The 18,671-nt window shown below is 33.5% G+C and carries 20 protein-coding genes; 17 read left to right on the forward strand and 3 right to left on the reverse strand.

The features are described 5' to 3' along the window. The first annotated feature begins 22 nt into the window (after positions 1-22). The 4 genes from sbnA to ACE939_RS03990 are packed head-to-tail and all read left to right on the forward strand — an operon-like array spanning position 23 to position 4,490. The gene (sbnA, locus tag ACE939_RS03975; protein WP_378187485.1) at positions 23-1,054 is read left to right on the forward strand and encodes a 2,3-diaminopropionate biosynthesis protein SbnA; all 1,032 of its coding nucleotides are present in this window, start codon (positions 23-25) and stop codon (positions 1,052-1,054) included. A gap of 2 nt (positions 1,055-1,056) precedes the next feature. After that, entirely contained in the window at positions 1,057-2,889 is a 1,833-nt protein-coding gene (locus ACE939_RS03980) for an FAD/NAD(P)-binding protein (RefSeq protein WP_378187486.1), read from the forward strand. Between the two features lie 5 nt (positions 2,890-2,894). Next, a complete protein-coding gene (locus ACE939_RS03985) occupies positions 2,895-4,346 on the forward strand; it encodes a Y4yA family PLP-dependent enzyme (protein ID WP_378187487.1) in 1,452 nt (483 codons plus the stop codon). 12 nt (positions 4,347-4,358) lie between these two features. Next, the gene (locus ACE939_RS03990) at positions 4,359-4,490 is read left to right on the forward strand and encodes a hypothetical protein (protein ID WP_378187489.1); all 132 of its coding nucleotides are present in this window, start codon (positions 4,359-4,361) and stop codon (positions 4,488-4,490) included. A 40-nt stretch (positions 4,491-4,530) separates the two neighbouring features. Here ACE939_RS03990 and ACE939_RS03995 read toward each other — a convergent pair whose 3' ends face one another. Continuing rightward, the gene (locus ACE939_RS03995) at positions 4,531-4,674 is read right to left on the reverse strand and encodes a hypothetical protein (RefSeq protein WP_378187490.1); all 144 of its coding nucleotides are present in this window, start codon (positions 4,672-4,674) and stop codon (positions 4,531-4,533) included. Positions 4,675-5,024: 350 nt separating this feature from the next. Between ACE939_RS03995 and ACE939_RS04000 the strand changes: the two genes are divergently transcribed. The 6 genes from ACE939_RS04000 to ACE939_RS04025 all read left to right on the forward strand — a co-directional run bounded on the left by ACE939_RS04000 (position 5,025) and on the right by ACE939_RS04025 (position 10,565). Beyond that, the gene (locus tag ACE939_RS04000; protein ID WP_378187491.1) at positions 5,025-5,219 is read left to right on the forward strand and encodes a hypothetical protein; all 195 of its coding nucleotides are present in this window, start codon (positions 5,025-5,027) and stop codon (positions 5,217-5,219) included. 81 nt (positions 5,220-5,300) lie between these two features. Then, entirely contained in the window at positions 5,301-6,161 is an 861-nt protein-coding gene (locus ACE939_RS04005) for a glycosyltransferase family 2 protein (protein WP_378187492.1), read from the forward strand. Positions 6,162-6,174: 13 nt separating this feature from the next. Beyond that, positions 6,175-7,752, forward strand: a complete 1,578-nt coding sequence (locus ACE939_RS04010) for a DUF4301 family protein (RefSeq protein ID WP_378187493.1) — start codon at positions 6,175-6,177, stop codon at positions 7,750-7,752. Between the two features lie 24 nt (positions 7,753-7,776). Then, positions 7,777-8,298, forward strand: a complete 522-nt coding sequence (locus ACE939_RS04015) for a DUF421 domain-containing protein (RefSeq protein WP_378187494.1) — start codon at positions 7,777-7,779, stop codon at positions 8,296-8,298. 74 nt (positions 8,299-8,372) lie between these two features. Further along, positions 8,373-9,056: a haloacid dehalogenase type II gene (locus ACE939_RS04020; protein ID WP_378187495.1), complete on the forward strand. Its 684-nt coding sequence runs from the start codon at positions 8,373-8,375 to the stop codon at positions 9,054-9,056. Positions 9,057-9,185: 129 nt separating this feature from the next. After that, the gene (locus tag ACE939_RS04025; protein WP_378187496.1) at positions 9,186-10,565 is read left to right on the forward strand and encodes an exonuclease domain-containing protein; all 1,380 of its coding nucleotides are present in this window, start codon (positions 9,186-9,188) and stop codon (positions 10,563-10,565) included. Positions 10,566-10,605: 40 nt separating this feature from the next. Here ACE939_RS04025 and ACE939_RS04030 read toward each other — a convergent pair whose 3' ends face one another. Further along, entirely contained in the window at positions 10,606-10,965 is a 360-nt protein-coding gene (locus ACE939_RS04030; RefSeq protein ID WP_378187497.1) for a hypothetical protein, read from the reverse strand. Positions 10,966-11,103: 138 nt separating this feature from the next. Here ACE939_RS04030 and ACE939_RS04035 point away from each other — a divergent pair, with 138 nt between their 5' ends. The 7 genes from ACE939_RS04035 (at position 11,104) to ACE939_RS04065 (ending at position 17,121) form a co-directional block, all read left to right on the forward strand. Next, complete coding sequence (locus ACE939_RS04035; protein WP_378187498.1) at positions 11,104-12,177, forward strand: tyrosine-type recombinase/integrase; 1,074 nt, start codon at positions 11,104-11,106, stop codon at positions 12,175-12,177. 63 nt (positions 12,178-12,240) lie between these two features. Further along, the gene (locus ACE939_RS04040; RefSeq protein ID WP_378187499.1) at positions 12,241-12,846 is read left to right on the forward strand and encodes a hypothetical protein; all 606 of its coding nucleotides are present in this window, start codon (positions 12,241-12,243) and stop codon (positions 12,844-12,846) included. Positions 12,847-12,995: 149 nt separating this feature from the next. Next, on the forward strand, positions 12,996-13,478 hold the full coding sequence (locus ACE939_RS04045; RefSeq protein ID WP_378187500.1) for a hypothetical protein: 483 nt from the start codon (positions 12,996-12,998) through the stop codon (positions 13,476-13,478). A gap of 623 nt (positions 13,479-14,101) precedes the next feature. Beyond that, the gene (locus ACE939_RS04050; protein ID WP_378187501.1) at positions 14,102-14,653 is read left to right on the forward strand and encodes a hypothetical protein; all 552 of its coding nucleotides are present in this window, start codon (positions 14,102-14,104) and stop codon (positions 14,651-14,653) included. 574 nt (positions 14,654-15,227) lie between these two features. After that, entirely contained in the window at positions 15,228-15,656 is a 429-nt protein-coding gene (locus ACE939_RS04055; protein WP_378187502.1) for a hypothetical protein, read from the forward strand. A gap of 193 nt (positions 15,657-15,849) precedes the next feature. Next, entirely contained in the window at positions 15,850-16,542 is a 693-nt protein-coding gene (locus ACE939_RS04060; protein WP_378187503.1) for a hypothetical protein, read from the forward strand. 168 nt (positions 16,543-16,710) lie between these two features. Then, entirely contained in the window at positions 16,711-17,121 is a 411-nt protein-coding gene (locus tag ACE939_RS04065; protein ID WP_378187504.1) for a hypothetical protein, read from the forward strand. A gap of 349 nt (positions 17,122-17,470) precedes the next feature. On the opposite strand, the gene ACE939_RS04070 is transcribed toward ACE939_RS04065, so the two are convergent. Continuing rightward, the gene (locus ACE939_RS04070; RefSeq protein WP_378187506.1) at positions 17,471-18,526 is read right to left on the reverse strand and encodes an IS110 family transposase; all 1,056 of its coding nucleotides are present in this window, start codon (positions 18,524-18,526) and stop codon (positions 17,471-17,473) included. Between the last annotated feature and the right edge of the window lie 145 nt (positions 18,527-18,671).

Genomic DNA, 18,671 nt, shown 5'->3' on the forward strand with positions numbered 1-18,671 from the left:
AACACCTTTTGAATCAAATTATATGATTAATTTATTAGATACAATACCTTCATCACAAGTGATGATTCCACCTATAGTAAATCCATCTAATATTATGGAAACTATAGGGCATACACCATTGGTGGGTTTGAATAGAATTTCAAATGCCTATCCCTTTCAGCTATATGCTAAAATGGAAAGTTTTAATCCAGGAGGAAGTATTAAAGATCGTACAGCGTTTACAATTTTAAGAGACGCACTACAACAAGGAAAAATTAAGGAGGGAGGTATTGTGATTGAATCCAGTTCGGGTAATATGGCTATAGGATTAGCTCAAGCTTGTCTATTTTTTGGGTTACAACTAATTGTAGTAGTGGATCCAAAGTTAAACAAGCATACTGCTAAGATTTTAGAAGTTTATGGAGCAACCATTGAGACGGTTACCAAACCTGAAAAAAACGGTGGATTTTTAAAAAGTCGATTAAACAAAGTTGCCGAACTTTTAAAAGTTTATCCTAATAGTTATTGGACTAATCAATACGGTAACACTTTAAACCCAAAAACGCATCATACCACGATGTCAGAAATCGCAGCCGCCCTACATGGAGATGTAGATTATGTATTTATTGCTACAAGTACGTGCGGAACTCTAATGGGATGTGCAGAGTATATAGCTCGCAATGGACTTTCGACCAAGATAATTGCAGTAGATGCGGTAGGAAGCGTTCTCTTTAGAAAAGATAAGAAAGAACGTTTAATTCCGGGTCATGGTGCAGGGGTTCCTTCAAATTTTTTGGATATACAAGCCGTACATAAAGTAATTCATGTATCAGATGAAGAGTGTATTAAAGGTTGTTGGAAATTGTTGAAAGAAGAAGCTATTCTTTGTGGAGGTTCCTCTGGTGCTATCATTTCTGCAGTCGAAAAAATGAAAGGAACTATTAAACCAAACAGCGTATCTGCACTTATCTTATGCGATCGAGGCGAACGATATCTTGATACTATATTTAACCTAGATTGGTTACAGTTACATTTTCCTACTATCGAAATACCTCATACTATTACGGCTAGTTAATTATGGACAGTATACAAGAATTTAAACATGATAGAGAAGTGATTGGAATCATTGGATTTGGTCCCAAAGGTCTATATGGATTAGAACGACTTTTAGCTTTTTATAAACAACAAGGCTTTAAGCAAAAAGTTACTATCCACCTTTTCAATAACAATAATCATTTTGGAAGTGGAGCGGTGTATCAAACAGATCAGCCTTCATATTTGCTTATGAATTATGCGAATATGTATATTGATATGTGGCCCAAAAATTCTCCAACACCAATCGTTCAAAATCCTCTAAATTTTACAGCATGGTATATCAATAGGTATGGAGGAAAGAAAGAAATTATTGAAACCACTAATGCGCCAAGAAGGTTGGTGGGAGAATATCTTGAACAAGGTTTTAAAGCGTTACTGGATAATATTCCAAAAAATATAACCATCGTTCAACATATTGCAGAGATTGATACTATTGAAAAGATACATAGCCAGTATTACCTGTCGGGTACAGATGAAGCTGGAAAGAGGTTTACAGTGCCTAGCAAATTTGATAATTTGTTAGTGACGACTGGGCATCAAAGAGATTATGCTGCTTCAGGGTCCATGTATCATAAATGTTCTAAGGGTGCGTATATAGATTTTGTATATCCAGTACAGACAAACCTATCAAAAATAAAAGAAGATGCTACTGTTGCAGTTAAAGGGATGGGTTTAACATTTATTGATACTATGTTAGCATTGACCGAAGGAAGAGAAGGTAAATTCATAAAAATAGATAATAGTTACAGCTATTCTAAAAGTGGTAAAGAACCCAAAGTTTTATATCCATTTTCTAGATCTGGTTTGCCTATGATACCAAGAGCTCCCGTCGTTAAGGGAGAACATGAAACAGGAAAACCCGTATACTTTGAGAAAGAGTATTTAAAATACACCAAAAATAAACGTAAGAAAGTACAAGTTGATTTTAAAAATTCACTTTTACCAGCAATAGAAAAAGATATTCAGTTCGCTTACTATCAAAAACTTTTCGCAATAAAAGAAGAATCGTTGATTTTTGATGAAACGTACACCAATATACTTGATAAGATTGATCAGTTTCATCAAAGGTATCCCAAAGAAAAACGATTTAGTCTAGAGACGTTATTAAATCCTATTCCAAAGGATGAGTATACTCATGAAGCTGTGATTATATATATAAAAAATAATTTGAAAGCCATAGAAATTTATGGAGCTCAGGCTCCTATACAAATGGCAGTGTCTGTATGGAGAAATATTAGTCCACTATTTAATGAACTATATAGTTTCGGTGGTTTGACTGCAGCTTCACAAGAAGATTTTGATACTAATTTTGCAGGTCATTTTAATCGTGTGGCTTATGGAGCTCCTGTAATTAATATGAAAAAACTAGTAGTTCTCGCCGATATGGGTATGGTTAAATTTGAATTTGGAAAATCTCCAGCATTCGAAATTATTAAAACCAAGAAAACGATACGCTTAACAACTAGTGATAAAAAGCTAACTATAGACTGTGATCAATTAATTAATGCGCGTATACCAAAAACAAACATAATGGCAGAGAAAACGCAACTTTTTAAAAAATTATGTAGACAAGATCTGGCATACGAATTTATTAATAGCACGAATAATGATCACTACAAACCTGGCTGTTTAGTAATTAACTGCTATGGACAACTAATGACCAAAAATGATGATGTTGTAGAAAGCATTACACTTTACGGTACCCCGACTGAAGGAATCACATTTGACAATGATACCTTATCCAGAGAGCGTAATGATTTTGCATCGCACTGGGCAAAAAAATATGCAATGACTAATTACCCAACTTCAATATAATAGAAATGAATCAAATCGAAGAAGCTATAACAACACTACCAAAATTGACACCTCGAACTTCTGCATGGATGCATGAGATAGCAGGCAATAAATTAGTACAGCAACAATTGCTTGCAAAATATGGTTCACCTGTAAACCTACATGAGTTAAATAGTTTTGCAAAAAATACAGAGGCTTACCAAGAAGTATTAGATCGTTTAGGAGTCCAACATTTGATCTTTTATGCGCGTAAAGCCAATAAAAGTAAATCACTTGTAAAAAAAGCTAAAGAAATCGGTATTGGGGTTGATACAGCTAGTTTTAACGAATTAAAACAAAGTTTGGATTTAGGTGTAAGTAATGATAGGTTAGTTACTACAGCTGCTATTAAAAACGATGCCTTATTACGACTTGCAATCTTACATGAGGTAGTTATCATTTTGGATAATGAAGATGAGTGTCGTGCAGTAGCTCAAATGGCAGCACAATTAAATAAGAAAGCAATTGTTGGTTTTAGGGTTAGCGGTTTTTATCATGCAGGTAAAAAACTATACAGTCGTTTTGGATTTGATATAGACAAAGTCACAGATTTTATAACCACCCATATCGGATGGGATAAAGAGTTTGGTAATCTCGAGTATAGAGGCTTACATTTTCATCTCAATGGCTACTCAATCACCCAGCGAGGCGAAGCCTTACATCAAATGTTAGAAATAGCAGCACAACTTAAAGCCGAAAAATTTGAAACGTTATTTATTGATATTGGTGGCGGTTTTTTGATGAACTATTTGGAAGACGAAGCCCAGTGGAATGATTTTCAATCCTATTTAAAAGAAGCAGTTCAAAGCAAAAAACCTCCAATCACTTTTCAAAATCAAGGATTAGGGTTTGAAATGATAGATGATAAACTTAAAGGAGCGTTAGCAACGTATCCATACTACAATAGCATACATGGACCTCAATTTTTAGAAAAAATATTGACCCATACCAATTTTGAACAAAAGACTACAGCAGCTCGACTCATAGCGCAAAAAATTCAATTACGTATGGAACCAGGGAGATCACTTTTGGATCAAGTGGGATTGACTATGGCACACGTCGTTTTTAGAAAAACAGATAGCGAAGGATCCCTGTTAATTGGATTAGAAATGAATATGAGTCAAATGATGAGTTCTAGCGCCGATTTTTTATTAGATCCAATAGTGATTCATCAAAATAGTAAAGAAGAAGCCCCAGTAGAGGGATACTTTGTAGGAGCTTATTGTCTTGAACGGGACGTTTTGTTGAAACGAAAAATAACTTTCAAGCAAAAACCAGCAATAGGTGATGTAGTTATTTTTGTAAATACAGCAGGGTATATGATGCACTTTTTTGAGACAGAAGCACACCTTTTTGACCTTTCAAAAAACTTGAGCTTTGAAAGCAGTACACAACAAACCATCATCGATGATTTTATCGATGATACATTAATACATTAAATTTTATAAATTATGGAAAAAGATAGAAGAGACGACGATTCTGGAAAATTAAAAAGTAGGGATCCAAAAAAGGAGAAGGGACCGCAAAAAGACAATCATACAAATCAATATGGTAATCAACGCGGTAAAGATGATAAACGTTAAATAAAAGAGCCTGAATTTATAAATTCAGGCTCTTTAAAATTTATGCATTATCTCTTGGTTGATGCTGTTCTTTACGCTGCTTTTTTTGATAGTTAATTTCTTTTCCTTGTGTTTCATCAAGATTAATTGCTTGTTCTTTTTTACTTTGTTTTTGCGGTTCTAATTTCTTTTCTGAAGTGTTCATAATTTTAAATTTTAAATTCTATTTTTAATTTACTAGAATCTCTCGATTTCTTCTAGAACCTTATCATAGTTTAACATGGGGTTGTTAAACGTTGACTGTCATACTACGACCTCTGACAAAATTTAAGTTAAAATTTTAATGGATAGTGCCTGTTTTTTTTGCTATTAAAAATGAAGATCAGTAAGGCAACTTGTTAAGAGAAATGCGTTAATAGTTAAAGTGTATTAAGATACTCCCAAAGTTGAGGGGTAGGAGTATGAATTAATTAGTACAAAACTTACATTTAGACAGTAATGAAATCACAACAATCGATTTTCTTACATTTTTCACACAAATTAATTACAATAATCATGAAACAGACATTTAAAAAAACTAGAGGCTATACTCTTATTAGTAAAATAAAAAACTTTGTTGTATCTCTATTGACAATTCGATCAATTTTTTCTTCATTTTTTCAACGAGAAAAAAGAATTTCAGAAGATGTAAGTAATTTACGTTTGTTAATCATGAACTCCAAAAATCACAACATAGGTCCAGAGTGGTAAGGTATTTTGTTTAATGTTATAGTTCAAATCCTGTCCATAATTTCAACACTTTGGTAGCCTTATAGTAAAACTTTGTAGTTTATGAATAAATTCAGTCTAATCACGATATATCAGAATCAAAAGAAAGATTTAAAAAACTTATTAGATGCAATAGAACATGGTAATGAGCATCCAGATGAGGTGATCATTGTATGTATGAAATGTGATCTTGATATATTAAACGAATATTCTTTTGATATTCGCTGTATTTCTTATAATTATAAGCATACTGGCGGTGTGCCAATTTCAGAAGCGCGTAACTTGGGTGTCAAATCTGCTAGTTTTGAGAATTTGATTTTTTTAAATATAAACTGCATACCAGACAGTAATTTTGTGGGTTCTATGATTCGACATGCCTTGTTATATGAAGGTTTAATCATGGGGACCCCCAAGTATGTAAATCAAAAAATGGACGGTGATATAAGTTTAGAACGTCTAGCTGCTGCAAGTGTTTTTCATCCACAACGACCCGAGGTATACGATATAAAACAAGAGTTTAATTATCAGCTATTCTGGAGCTTGTGTTTTACTATTAGCAAAACACAGTATACAATTTTAAATGGATTTGATACCAGGTTTTCTGGTTATGGGGCAGAGGATTTAGATTTTGCTTTTAAAGCGAGAGAATTAAATTGCCCTTTTTATATCAATGATGCTATTGTGTATCATCAACAATATGCATTTTACTCTTTACCATTAAATAATTTTGAATACGTTATTAAAAATTCGGATTTATTTTATGAAAAATGGGGTGAGTGGCCAATGGACAGTACTTTAGAAAAATTCACTCAGTTAGAATTAATCGAATGGAAAAACGATCAGAAAAAGCCTATAACTATTCGTAAAAAACCTTCGGTTCACTTGATTCAAGAACATACTTTAAAAGGTCAAACGCATATATAAAATAACGTTTTAAATGAAAACAGCTGCATTTGTCAATAAAAGGAAATATACCTTTGATAAAAGTGATTATATACAATTTAGATTACGTAAAATTACGCCAGAAATTGTAGAAAATCAAATAGTTACCCTTAAACGTAATCAAGAGAATACCAAAATTGAAAAACCTGTAACACTTGAGGATGGTATAACTACTTTGAAAAAATCTGATAGACGACGTTTGCTACGTATTTTTCAAGATCAAGCTGGCACTCATACTTTTTGTCATTTTATCCCTGCATCAGGTGCAGGTACTAGAATGCTCAAATTTCTTAATCGCTTTTTAAATGAGTATAAGCCAGGCGAGGAAAGTTTTAGTAGTTATGTAAATAGAACCAAACAGTTTGAATTGTTTACTTTTTTTAGAAAATTAAAAAAGTTTCCTTTTTACAGAAATTTAAAAATTATTTCCAAACATTTAGAAGTGCGTAAGTTAGCTAAGGATGAGCGTAAGTTGATGATTACAAAGATCCTATTGTACGATCCTCAGTTTAAACTTTTATCTTTGCCCAAAGCTTTGTTTCCTTTTCATAAAGAAGGAAAAACAGAAGTTCTTACTGCTTTTGATCAGCAACTTCGTCAATTTGTAAATTTTGGTAGTTATTTTGAGCAGGCAGAAATGCATATGACTACTGCCAAAGATGCTCAATCAAATTTTAACGATGCGTTAGATACCTTATATTCAAAAATACCTGAACTTAAAAAAAACACTATTTCTGTTAGTTTTTCTCATCAATCAGAGCAAACGGATACAGTAAGTTTAACCGATGATCATTCGCTAGTGCGAGATAATCGTGGGAAAGTTCTTTTTAGACCCGCAGGACATGGAGTATTGCTATCTAATCTCAACGCTTTGGATCATGATATCATATATCTTTCTAATATTGATAATATAGCAAAAGCTAAAACTCAAAAACAACTGATTGAATTTAGGAAATTGATGGTTGGGAAATTAATTTCGCTTCAAAATTTTGTATTTGAAATCTTACCAAAGTTAAAAACAGGAACTAGTAGCACTATAGAAATAAAGAAGGTTTTAGAGTTTATCAAATTAGAATTGCCAGGATCCCTACCTCACAATTTTGAAAAAAAGAAAAAGAAGGAGCTTTGTAAACTTTTATTCGACAAACTAAACCGACCTATTCGAGTTTGTGCAGTAATTAAGAATACTGGGCAACCAGGTGGAGGTCCCTTTTGGATACAAGACCATACGGGTGCTATGACAATGCAAATTGTCGAAAAATCCGAAATAAACTTAACTGATTTAACACAGAAACAGCTTTTTGAAAATGCCACACACTTTAATCCAGTAGAGATTTGTTGCGGGGTAAAAGATTATGAAGGCAAAAAATTTAATTTAAATGAGTACTGTAAAGATGGAGATGGTATGATTGGTAAAAAAACCTATGGTGGCAAACCTATTACAATTCTGGAAAGACCAGGATTATGGAACGGAAGTATGTATCATTGGAATACATCTTTTGTAGCCATGAAACCTTCTCTTTTTAATCCAGTAAAATCTATCAACGATTTACTTAAAAAAGCACATCAATAGTTTATAGCTATCAAAAAACAACCTATGGAGTGGATATTAAATTCAGATTTAAACATAGTAACATTATTAGGGAGCGTATTGGGTATTTACATCGCCATTATAGCGATTACCAGAATAGCGGGTTTACGCACTTTTGCCAAAATGACAAGCTTTGATTTTGCATCAACTATAGCTATTGGTTCTATACTAGCTTCGGTAATAATGAATACTAATCAATCTTTGGTAAAGGGAAGTATCGCATTGGCAGGAATGGTATGTTTTCAAGTGTTATTCTCTTTTATTATTAGAAAATCAAAAGCTGCACAAAAAGTAGCAACCAATACGCCACTGTTCTTGGCTAAAAACGGTGAAATCCTATACGATAATCTTAAAAAATCGAATGTGTCTGAGAGTGATGTCCTTGCCAAGTTAAGAGAAGCAAATGTCATCAGAATGTCAGAGGTAAAGGCTGTAATTCTCGAATCCACAGGCGATGTTTCGGTTTTGCATACCACCGATACTATATCAGTAGACACGATACTGCTAAAAGGTGTAAGGGATGAGTAATTGGTTTTGCTGTGATGCAGCTATAATTTGACAACATATTGTACACATAAACTCTCGTATATTAAAATTTCAGAATGAAAAAGCTACCCAAAGTACTTATTTTTGATGTCAACGAGACACTTTTGGACCTTACACCTATCAAAATTAAAATAAATGATGCCTTACAATGTGATACAGCATTTGATCTATGGTTTTCAGCTTTACTACATCGTTCATTAGTTGAAACAACTACTGGAGGGTATATGGATTTTGGTATACTGGGAAGTGATACCTTAAAAATTGTGTCCAAAAAATTACAGAATCCCTTTACCGATGGACAGATTGATGATATTTTATCAATTTTCACAAAATTATCTCCCCACCCAGAGATTATAGCCTCTCTTAAATCCTTACAAAAAGAAGGTTTTACATTAGTAGCTTTAACTAACGGAGGGCAAAAAACTGTTGAGGCTCAACTTGATTTTGCTAAACTCTCTATGTTTTTTGATAGGATAATAAGTGTAGCCAAGGTGAACAAATTTAAGCCCCATCCCAGTACGTACAAATATGTACTTGATACTTATGGGATTCAGCCCAAAGAAGCTATGTTAATAGCCGCACATAACTGGGATGTATATGGAGCGCAAATGGCTGGATTACAAACCGCATTTATCACCCGTGATAAAAAAGAATATTATGATATGACATCTCAATTAGATTATGTGGGTACAGATCTAAGGGCAATTACACAACAATTAACTGGTAACAATAAAATATAGTTCTCGCTAGCATTTAGCCAAAATTTAAAAATACGTACTTGATTAATTTTAGATTAGGAAAAAATCCTAAAAATAGGAATAATTCCAAAATTTAAGTTTAATTTTGCTCTGCCTTAAAAAAGTTACGTTATGGAGCAGCGCTATGCTATAATTGATGTAGAAACCAGTGGAAAAGGGATTAACGGAAATCGTATAACCGAGATTTGTATTGTACTATTATTGGGCACGCAAATCATTGACAAATATACTACGCTTGTAAATCCCAATCAAGATATACCCAATTATATAACAGGCCTCACCGGTATAGATAATGATTTGGTTCATGATGCTCCATTTTTTGAGGATATAGCAGAGCGCATTTTGGAAATTACAGAAGGAGCAGTATTCGTAGCACATAATGTTACATTTGATTATACCGTAATTCGCAATGAATTTAAGGCGTTGGGCTATAATTTTGTAAGAAAAAAATTATGTACTGTTCGGCTTTCGCGAAAGATTTTTCCAGGTTTATATTCATATAGTCTAGGTAATGTATGTACTTCGCTCAACATACCCTTAAAAAATAGGCATAGAGCAGAGGGTGATACCGATGCAACAGTGATCTTATTTAAGAAGATTATCGAAGAGGATTCAAACCTAGAGATCATTCATAGTTTTTTGAATATCCGATCCAAACAAGCCACGATACCTCCTCATTTGAAAGCTGAGCAAATAGATACCCTACCAGAATCCACGGGAATCTATCTTTTTAAAGATCAAAAGGAGAAAATCCTCTATGCAGGTAAAGCTAAAAATATTAAACAACGGGTACTGAGTCATTTTTATGACAAAAAGAATAAGGAGTATTTATTAGGTCAAAAAACGCATAGTATTGATTATACGGTGACCGGTAATGAATTAATCGCATTATTACTGGAAGCCGAACTTATAAGAAAGCATTATCCAGAATTTAATGCAGCTCAAAAAAAGCCTGTAGTACCCTATCACATTATCAGCTATGTCAATCGACGCGGTATTATGCAGTTGGCTATTGATCAATCCTATAGTGCAGATAGCTCTATTGAGTTTTATTATTCACGAGCCGATGCTATTGCTGCGTTAGAACAGCTTTGTATACAGTTTGAGTTATGTCCTAGATACTGTAATTTGCAACAAAGCACCGCACGTTGCTCTCATTATAAAATCAAATCCTGTAAAGGAGTTTGCAGTCAAGAAGAGGCTATAGAGCTATACAATCTGCGGGTACAAAAAGCTATGGAGTGCAGCCTGAATAAGAAAACAAGTTATGTAATCAAGGAGAAGGGGAGAACCTGTGAAGAACAAAGTTTTGTGTTGGTTAAAGACGGATTGTATCGCGGTTATGGTTTTATCGATCAAACTATGCAGGTAACGAATCATGAAGATTTTGAGAGCCTGATTGAACTACAAACCCATACGTACCATACTTCAAAAATTATTACAACCTATGTGCGTAAACACGGGGATCGTGTAGTGATCCCGTTGACCTAATCTAAATAGATATAGTTTTAGTGTAAGCTATCGTAAGAAATTACTTCATATACGTTTGCCAAGTAATTAAAACATATGTATGTTTTAGGTCAAGAAAACCATATTCATAACAAAATAAATATACTTGCTTCTTTCTGTTTTTCCAATAATGAGTAAAGTAATTTGGGTTAAATCCCGCATTCAGTAGTTTCTCTTTTTTTACTGTAGCGAGTCCAGCTTTATTATACGATTTTAAAATTTTTCTATTTGTTTTTAGATGCCGATCGATGGTTTTAAATAGACTACTTTCTTTTTGCTTATTCATTTCATAATGATAGGCAGATCGACAGTAAGGAGAACAAAATTTTTTGTCAGATCTACCTTTAAGTTCAGTAGAGCAATGTAAGCAAGAGGGTTTCATAATCAGCGGTTTAAACGGTTAATATACGTATAAATATACGTTTAGGATTTCTTATAGTTTCTTTTTAGTGATTTTTACAAAATGCAAAGGCCCTCTAAACATATCACCTTAAAACATTTGCTGATTGGTGACCAAAAGATGATTGGACTACAGTTTCATCCTGATAAGGTAATCCAGGCATTGATAAAAGAACTCCCCAATCCTAAATGGAGCAGAACGTTTGCGATGGTATATATAATTCATACCAAAGAAAACTTGAATCATATTTTTGAAAAATTTAGAGGTGTCGCTTGGATTAACGGAAATTCTTTTTTTAAAGAGAAAGTTATACGTGATAATGAGCCTGTCGATGTTAACCGGTATCGTAATAGAGCTAAAGCAGACTCATATAGATATGTGCCAGAAGCGTATCTTCTGAAACTAGAACTCAAAAGATATGCCCTAAACACCTGTAAAATATACATTTCGTTATTTGAGAAGTTCATAAACCAGTATCCCGATAAGGATATTGTGGAATTATCAGAGCAGGAGATAAGAGCATATTTGCAATTACTTATTTGTCAAAAAAAATCTAATATTTATATTAATCAAACAATCAATAGCATTAAGTTTTATTACGAAGTAGTGATGGGAATGCCCAATCGATTTTATAGTATAGAAAGGCCTAGAAAAGAACAAAAGCTTCCACAAGTAGTATCAAAAGAAGAAATTCTCACTATGATTGCCAACACTAACAATATAAAACATCGTTGTATTATAAGCCTGTTATATTCTGCTGGACTACGAAGAAGTGAACTATTAGAATTGAAAATTCAGGATATAGATAGTAAGAGGATGCTAATTCATATTAAAAACGCAAAAAATAATAAAGACCGATATTCATTGTTATCAGAAACTGTGCTAAAAGAATTAAGAGTATATTACAAAGAGTGGAAACCACAAGACTACTTGTTTGAAGGATTAAAAGGAACTAAATATAGTGGAAGTAGTGTAAAAGAAATAGTAGTTAAGGCAGCAGAAAAATCGAAGATAAACAGGAGAGTAACTCCGCATATGTTACGGCATAGTTTTGCTACTCATCTTTTAGAAAATGGTACTGACTTAAGATATATTCAAACACTGCTTGGACATAGTAGTACAAAAACAACAGAAATTTATACTCAAGTGGCGGTAAACAATTTCAAATCAATTAAAAATCCACTAGATTTGTAATAAATACATGGAATATAATAGCAATTGCTATTATAACATTGTTGTGCAACATTAGAGAAAACCGTGAAAATCGAATTAGTCCCATTAATTGAACTACCAACTTTTAAGTTTCCAGACTTAAATGAGATAACGGATATTGATGAGAAAAATCGACTTCTAATTGAACGGAATTATTCAGATGTTAAAAATCTTAAACCATTTAATGAGCATCACTACAAGCTATCAGAGATTAGCGATGCTGATTTGAAAAAAGCAATCGAATTACATGTTTCAGATTTACCAATAACTGAATCCTGTACTTTTTTTGGCGGATATGGATTGAAAATAAATGACGAGTTTGTTCTGTTTCCACAATGTTGCGGATTGTTAAGCGAAATAAATGATTGGAAAAAAATACTGAATGTGAATTTTGAACCATTTTATTTACCAGAATGCCATCCATCACCGAAATTTAAAAAAGTCGGAAACGAAGTTGTCATTGAATGTGATTCAACTTACGAAGACTTTTATCCTGAAACCAAAAGAGTGATAAAAGTAAATCAGGAATCTTTGATTTTTGCTATAAACAATGTTTGCACTGAATTAGAAGAAATATCAAAAAGACTTGATACTTTCAATTTGGAATATGGAACAGAAAGCGTTGCAGAAAATTTAATATGGAAAGAATAACGTTGCACAACAATGTATAACCGCAATTACGGCGGATTCGACTGCGTCCGAATCCACTCAGAATTGCTAAAGCCTGTGCTATACCAAAAATTAACGCATATTAACCCGTAACTGACGGTTATACGAGACCGTTAGTATTAATTGAAAAAATGAGACGATTAAAGTTATTATTGACTAGCCTATTTATATTAATCTCAATAGTAATTATAACAGCTTATTTTATACCTAATATTATTAAAATAATTGCTGATTATAATTATAGACCTAAAATAAACATCTACAAGCTTATAATCATTTTGATTCAATTGTCAATATTGATTTATGTTGCTTATAGAGCTTTAAAATATCTGAGAATTAATCTATCAAATCGAGAATTAAAAAGAGAAATGCTAAATTCCAATTGGATAAAGATTGAGTCCAAAAATTATGTCTTTGATTTATATAAAGATGAGAATTCTTCTTCATATAAAGTTCATACATATAAACCCAAACATGGAGGAGTTGACGTAATCCACTATTTGACAAATGACGAAGTAAAAAATTACCTGTCAAACGGAATTGATAGTTTAAAACTTAGATTTGATGATATGGATAAAAACTATTCTAAATATGAATTGAAATCGTGGAGATAAACTAATACTAACACTATGTAAACGCAATGCTTTTAAGGACTTTGGTCTAAGGGAGTTTTGTGTTTGTGAGGTCGACGTCACAAATTTTATTATTTTACAATCAAATTTAAAAAACTAAAAAGTGTAACGCCTTGCGCCCTATCGAAAGTCACTGACTTTTTACACGCACAGACGTTTACATTTAACGTTATGCCCAAGCATCATAAGTGAAAACAGCAGCTGAAAAGCAGAACGCAAGCAATACGTTTGACGGACGGGCTACACTGCAAAGACCTGAGTATTTTTCAAAGGTTTTTACCGATTCAAAAGTTGGAGCTTTTACCCGATTCGGACGCTGTACGCGGTTGCGAACTTACGTTGGTTAAGCCTATTCCCATAGTATCAAAGCGATCGCGAGAGTTAGAAAAGCAATACGTAAGGGTTTCGTAAGAAATTATCGCTTTGCTAAGCAAGTTTGCAAAATACAGGCTTCGTAAAAGCCAGAGCATAACAAAATGTATAAGTTCATAGCGGCGGAAATTCCTAACGGAATTTCACGCGCATTTGCTATCTTTGAGCTGTGCGGAACATTCTTTTTCGAGTTTGCCCGCTACGAAACTATACATTAAGCGTTGCCCATAATTATGAAAAAAATCCGTCTGACATTAACAGTTGCAGTTTTAATTTCAAGTTTTGGTTTTTCACAGTCAAAATCTGAAATTGAAAATCTGCTGGATGGAATTTCAAAAATTAAGAACTCGAAAGAAATAACGAAAACCGAACAAGCCGAAAAACTGATTGAATATGGCTGGCGGATTTTACCAACTATTGCGGAATTTTTTACCGACCAAACTCTGACTGATATAAAGTCGGAATGTCACGACCGAATTTTAAAAAAAGGGGAACTTGCAATAATATTAGCTGACCGAATTGAGGGAATGCCATACTTTACGCTAACTGGAATGCAAAACTGTATTTTGACCTTCTGCGAGAACAATCCGAATTTAGTTGAGTATTATCTTCCTGCAATTGTAGCTCAAGGAATGGCTGAATTCCAAGAAAAATATAACGAGTGGATGGCAAGCGATGACCGAATTGATTGGACACCAATGCTGAATTATAAATCAAAAAAAGAATTGCGGAAAATAAAGCGAGAGCGGAAAAAAGCAATTCGTGAAATGCAATCGAAAAAATAACTATGGGCAACAATGTATAACCGCAATTACGGCGGATTCGACTACGTCCGAATCCACTCGGAATTGCTAATGTCAGTTCCTAACCGAAAATCATTAACTTTAAACCGTAACTGACGGTTATACGAGACCGTTATGCCCAAGCATTAGAAGTGGAAACAGCACGTGAAAAGCAGAACGCAAACAGACTCTAAACGGACGGGCTACACTGCAAAGACCTGAGTATTTTTTCAAAGATTTTTGCCGATTGAAAAGTTGTAGCTTTTCCCGATTCGGACGCTGTACGCGGTAGCGAACTTACTTTGGTTAAACCTATTCCAATAGTAACAAAGCGATCGCGAGAGTTAGAAAAGCAATACGCAAGGATTTCGTAAGAAATTATCGCTTTGCTAAGCAAGTTTGCAAAATACAGGCTTCATAAAAGCCAGAGCATAACAAAATGTATAGATTAATAGCGGCTGAAATTCCTAACGGAATTTCACGCGCATTTGCTATCTTTGAGCTGTGCGGAACATTCTTTTTCGAGTTTGCCCGCTACCAAACTATACATTAAACGTTGTGTACAAGCGGGAAAATTATGAACGAAATAGAAATCGCTAAATATTACTTTATAACCAAAATAAATGAACCTGAGGATAATTCGCTTGAATTTGAACTCATTTGCGGAGTGGTTTCTGAAAATGAAGAAGACGTGTTAATTGGGGATAAAAACCTCGGACCGGCGCGACGAATTTTAGAGGATTATAACAATCGTTATAAAATCACATTTGATAGTTATATCGGATACGCTGTTTTAGATGAAAGTTATGCGGATAAATTAAGTGATAATTTCACTGGATATAACCCGAGGATTTACACTGAATCAAATTTCCTGAATTATATAAAAGAGGATACTTTTGCCACTAAGGATTATCCTGGAGAATTTAAACATTATGCTTTTCTGAGTGAAAATCACTTACTGAATGTAGCAGCGGAATCGGAACCCAAAATTGAAAAAATAAAATAGCCAGTACACAACAACATATATGTGATCATAGCAGTTAGGTGATCAATCGAAAGGTTCTTGTATATTTGGTAAGGCGCAATGCTTGCAAAATGGAAAAGTTAGCAACCAATGTGCAGTTTTTGTCGAAAAGAGGGTAACATTTTGCTCTGCTACGACACATATATTAAACGTTACCCACAATGTAAACCAACCTATGAATATTGATTTAAAATTTTTAGAACCATATCTTATTTACATTGTTGGTGGATTTATAACTCTTCTGATTTTATACTTACGTAGTTTTTTTCAAGAAAGCGGAAAAATCGCAGCTCTAAAACTAAGAAATAAAGAATTAGTTGAAGAAACTGAATCAATAAAGAAAAATCATCAACTAGATATTGAAAAACGAAAATATCAATACGAAAGTAAAAAAGAACAATATGTTAATTTTTTCAAATTAATAGATAAGTTCACCAGAGAAGCAAATAAGTCTACACAAGAAAAACTAATGCCAATTTTGGACGAGTTTAATAAAAACTACCTGAATGCTGCGAGCCAAAACAACAAACGGAATGAAACAAAAGCCGTAACTGTAATGTCTAAAAAAATGCAAAAATTAGCATTTGAAGCAAACGAAGATTTAATCAAAATTAAACAAGAAACTAATACGATTAAATTAATTGCAAGTGACGAGATTTTGAATAAACTAAATTTAATGGAATTGGCTTATGATAAAAATATGGAAAAGTCGAACAAAATGATGTCGGACTTACCACGCCAAATGATGATTAATGACCAAGAAGGAATGAAAAGAAACCAACGAGAAATAGAAGTTTCTGGATTAGTTATTCAAGGAATTAAGGATGATATTATTAAATTAATGAGAAAAGAATTGAACGAAATCTAAAAAACACTGTGGGTAACAACGTATAAAATTAATTGCTAGTTCTAGCCTACTTACGAAAGTCCTCACGGACTTTCTATCTGTGATTTATTTGCTAACTTTAGTGCTTAAAACACGCAACTAATCTTATACAAAACCGTTGTGTGCAATTACCAAGCAAACCCAAAAAAGATGAATCAAAAACGTTTTTCTGAATTAATTAAATCATTTTTGGTTGAGAAATTCCCAGAATTCACCAAAACTATCAATTACAAAGACGATAATTCTTTTGGTTGCGACTTAAGAAATCCGACAAACGAATTTTCCATTTGGATTGCTACATATAATTCTGAAATCACAATCGGATTGGAAGACCCAAGTGGAAAAACTGATATTCATACTCATATATCCTGTTATAAAGAAGAGGATATTAATAATGCATTGACTGACTTAGCAACCGAAATAAATAATATTACGAAAGGAAAGACCTTCTTGTATCATAGTGACGGGATTGGCTACCAATTGACGAATGATATTAATTTGATTTTAAAAAGAAAAAATACATTTGAAAATATACGAGTGTACAATTGGAATGTAAATTAGATAAAAAGAAAAAACTGCACACAACATAGTATCCTATGAAAAGCACTCGCCTAGTTCCTTAAAATTAATATTTATTTTTTTAATTATTTCATATTGTTAATGATTAGCTGTTAGAATGTTGATAATTCCGGTAGGATTATCAATATTTCAATAGCTTTTAAATAACTTGCTCGGCATCCTATATGTGATCCATTGTTTGATATGATGGTCACCAGCATCTGTATGATTATACGTTATAATAAACCTGGTCACTTGCTATAAATGTGTGATACCTAATTCTCTGGTTCACCTACGTTGTTTTGTGCTTCAGGTTTTGCTACTTCTGTATGAGCTTTGTTATATGTTTATATTATTCTATAACCCCTATAGTGTATGGTATTTCGTTCTTTATAACCGCTAAGGTTCTACTTAATAATTTACGTGCTACTTTTATGATTATACTCTTTACGTTCTTTCCTATATGTTTTCTATAATAGGCTTGCATGACTGGATCAGTGCGTATGGCTTGCCATGAGGCCTCTATAAAATAGCTGCGCATAAGTCTGTGTGCTCGCATGGTTATACCAGTGTGTTTTAGATTATCTCCACTTTGATGAATCCCTGGCGCTAGCCCCACATAACCTGCTAGATGTTTTATGCTATGAAATCGACGTAAATCACCTAGCTCACAAATAATACCACAGGCTACAATACCACCAATACCAGGAATGCTACGTAATAGATAATAATCTTTCTTAAAATGTTTACGACAATATGCTCGTAGTTTTGTAGAGACACTTCTTAGTTCTTGATCTATAAATCTAAAGCTTCGCATTCTACTATCGAGGGTCTCCCGGGCTGTAGGATGATCAAATACTACAGCATCCACCCAATCTCTAAACTTATGGCTCCAATGATCATTATCATAGGCTTTGGGAATACTTACTCCAAAATAGAGCAACTGCATTTTTATATAACTCTTAACGCGTCTAAAATCTTTGACTAGATCGTTACGTCTTCTAAAAAGGCTTCGCAGTTGCTCTCGCTCTATTGTTGGGATATGGATACTCTCCAATCGTGCGTCTTTTAGTTCTCTTGCGATACGTTGTGCATCGATTTTGTCGGTTTTGGTAAACCGCTCTTTTCCTTTGCGATGAATATCAGCGGGATTCACAACCAATGAGCGCCATCCATACTGCTCAAAATTCCGATGTGCATAGTACCCACAACAGCCTGCTTCATAAGCGGTAGATACCTCATAATTCTTAAAATGTTTATAGACATACGCCTTAAGTATCTCTGGATTTGGAGGCATTGTAAAGGACTTTCCAGAAAATAGATCGGTAGCACAATGAATTCTCCAACTACGTTTGTGGATATCAATGCCAATGTATAACTTTGGTTGAGCAGTTTGTTCAGATTTCATATCTTAATTGTTTTTAGTGAACTTTAAAGATACTGGACTTTCTGCTTTTTCATGGATGCTAAAAATAATGCGTAAGTTTATTTCTAAATCAAAAGTTAGTGCCTGTTTGGAAAGTCGCCAAATTTTAAATTTGACGATTTCCAAC

This window comes from Aquimarina rhodophyticola, assembly GCF_042434915.1.
GTDB lineage: Bacteria > Bacteroidota > Bacteroidia > Flavobacteriales > Flavobacteriaceae > Aquimarina.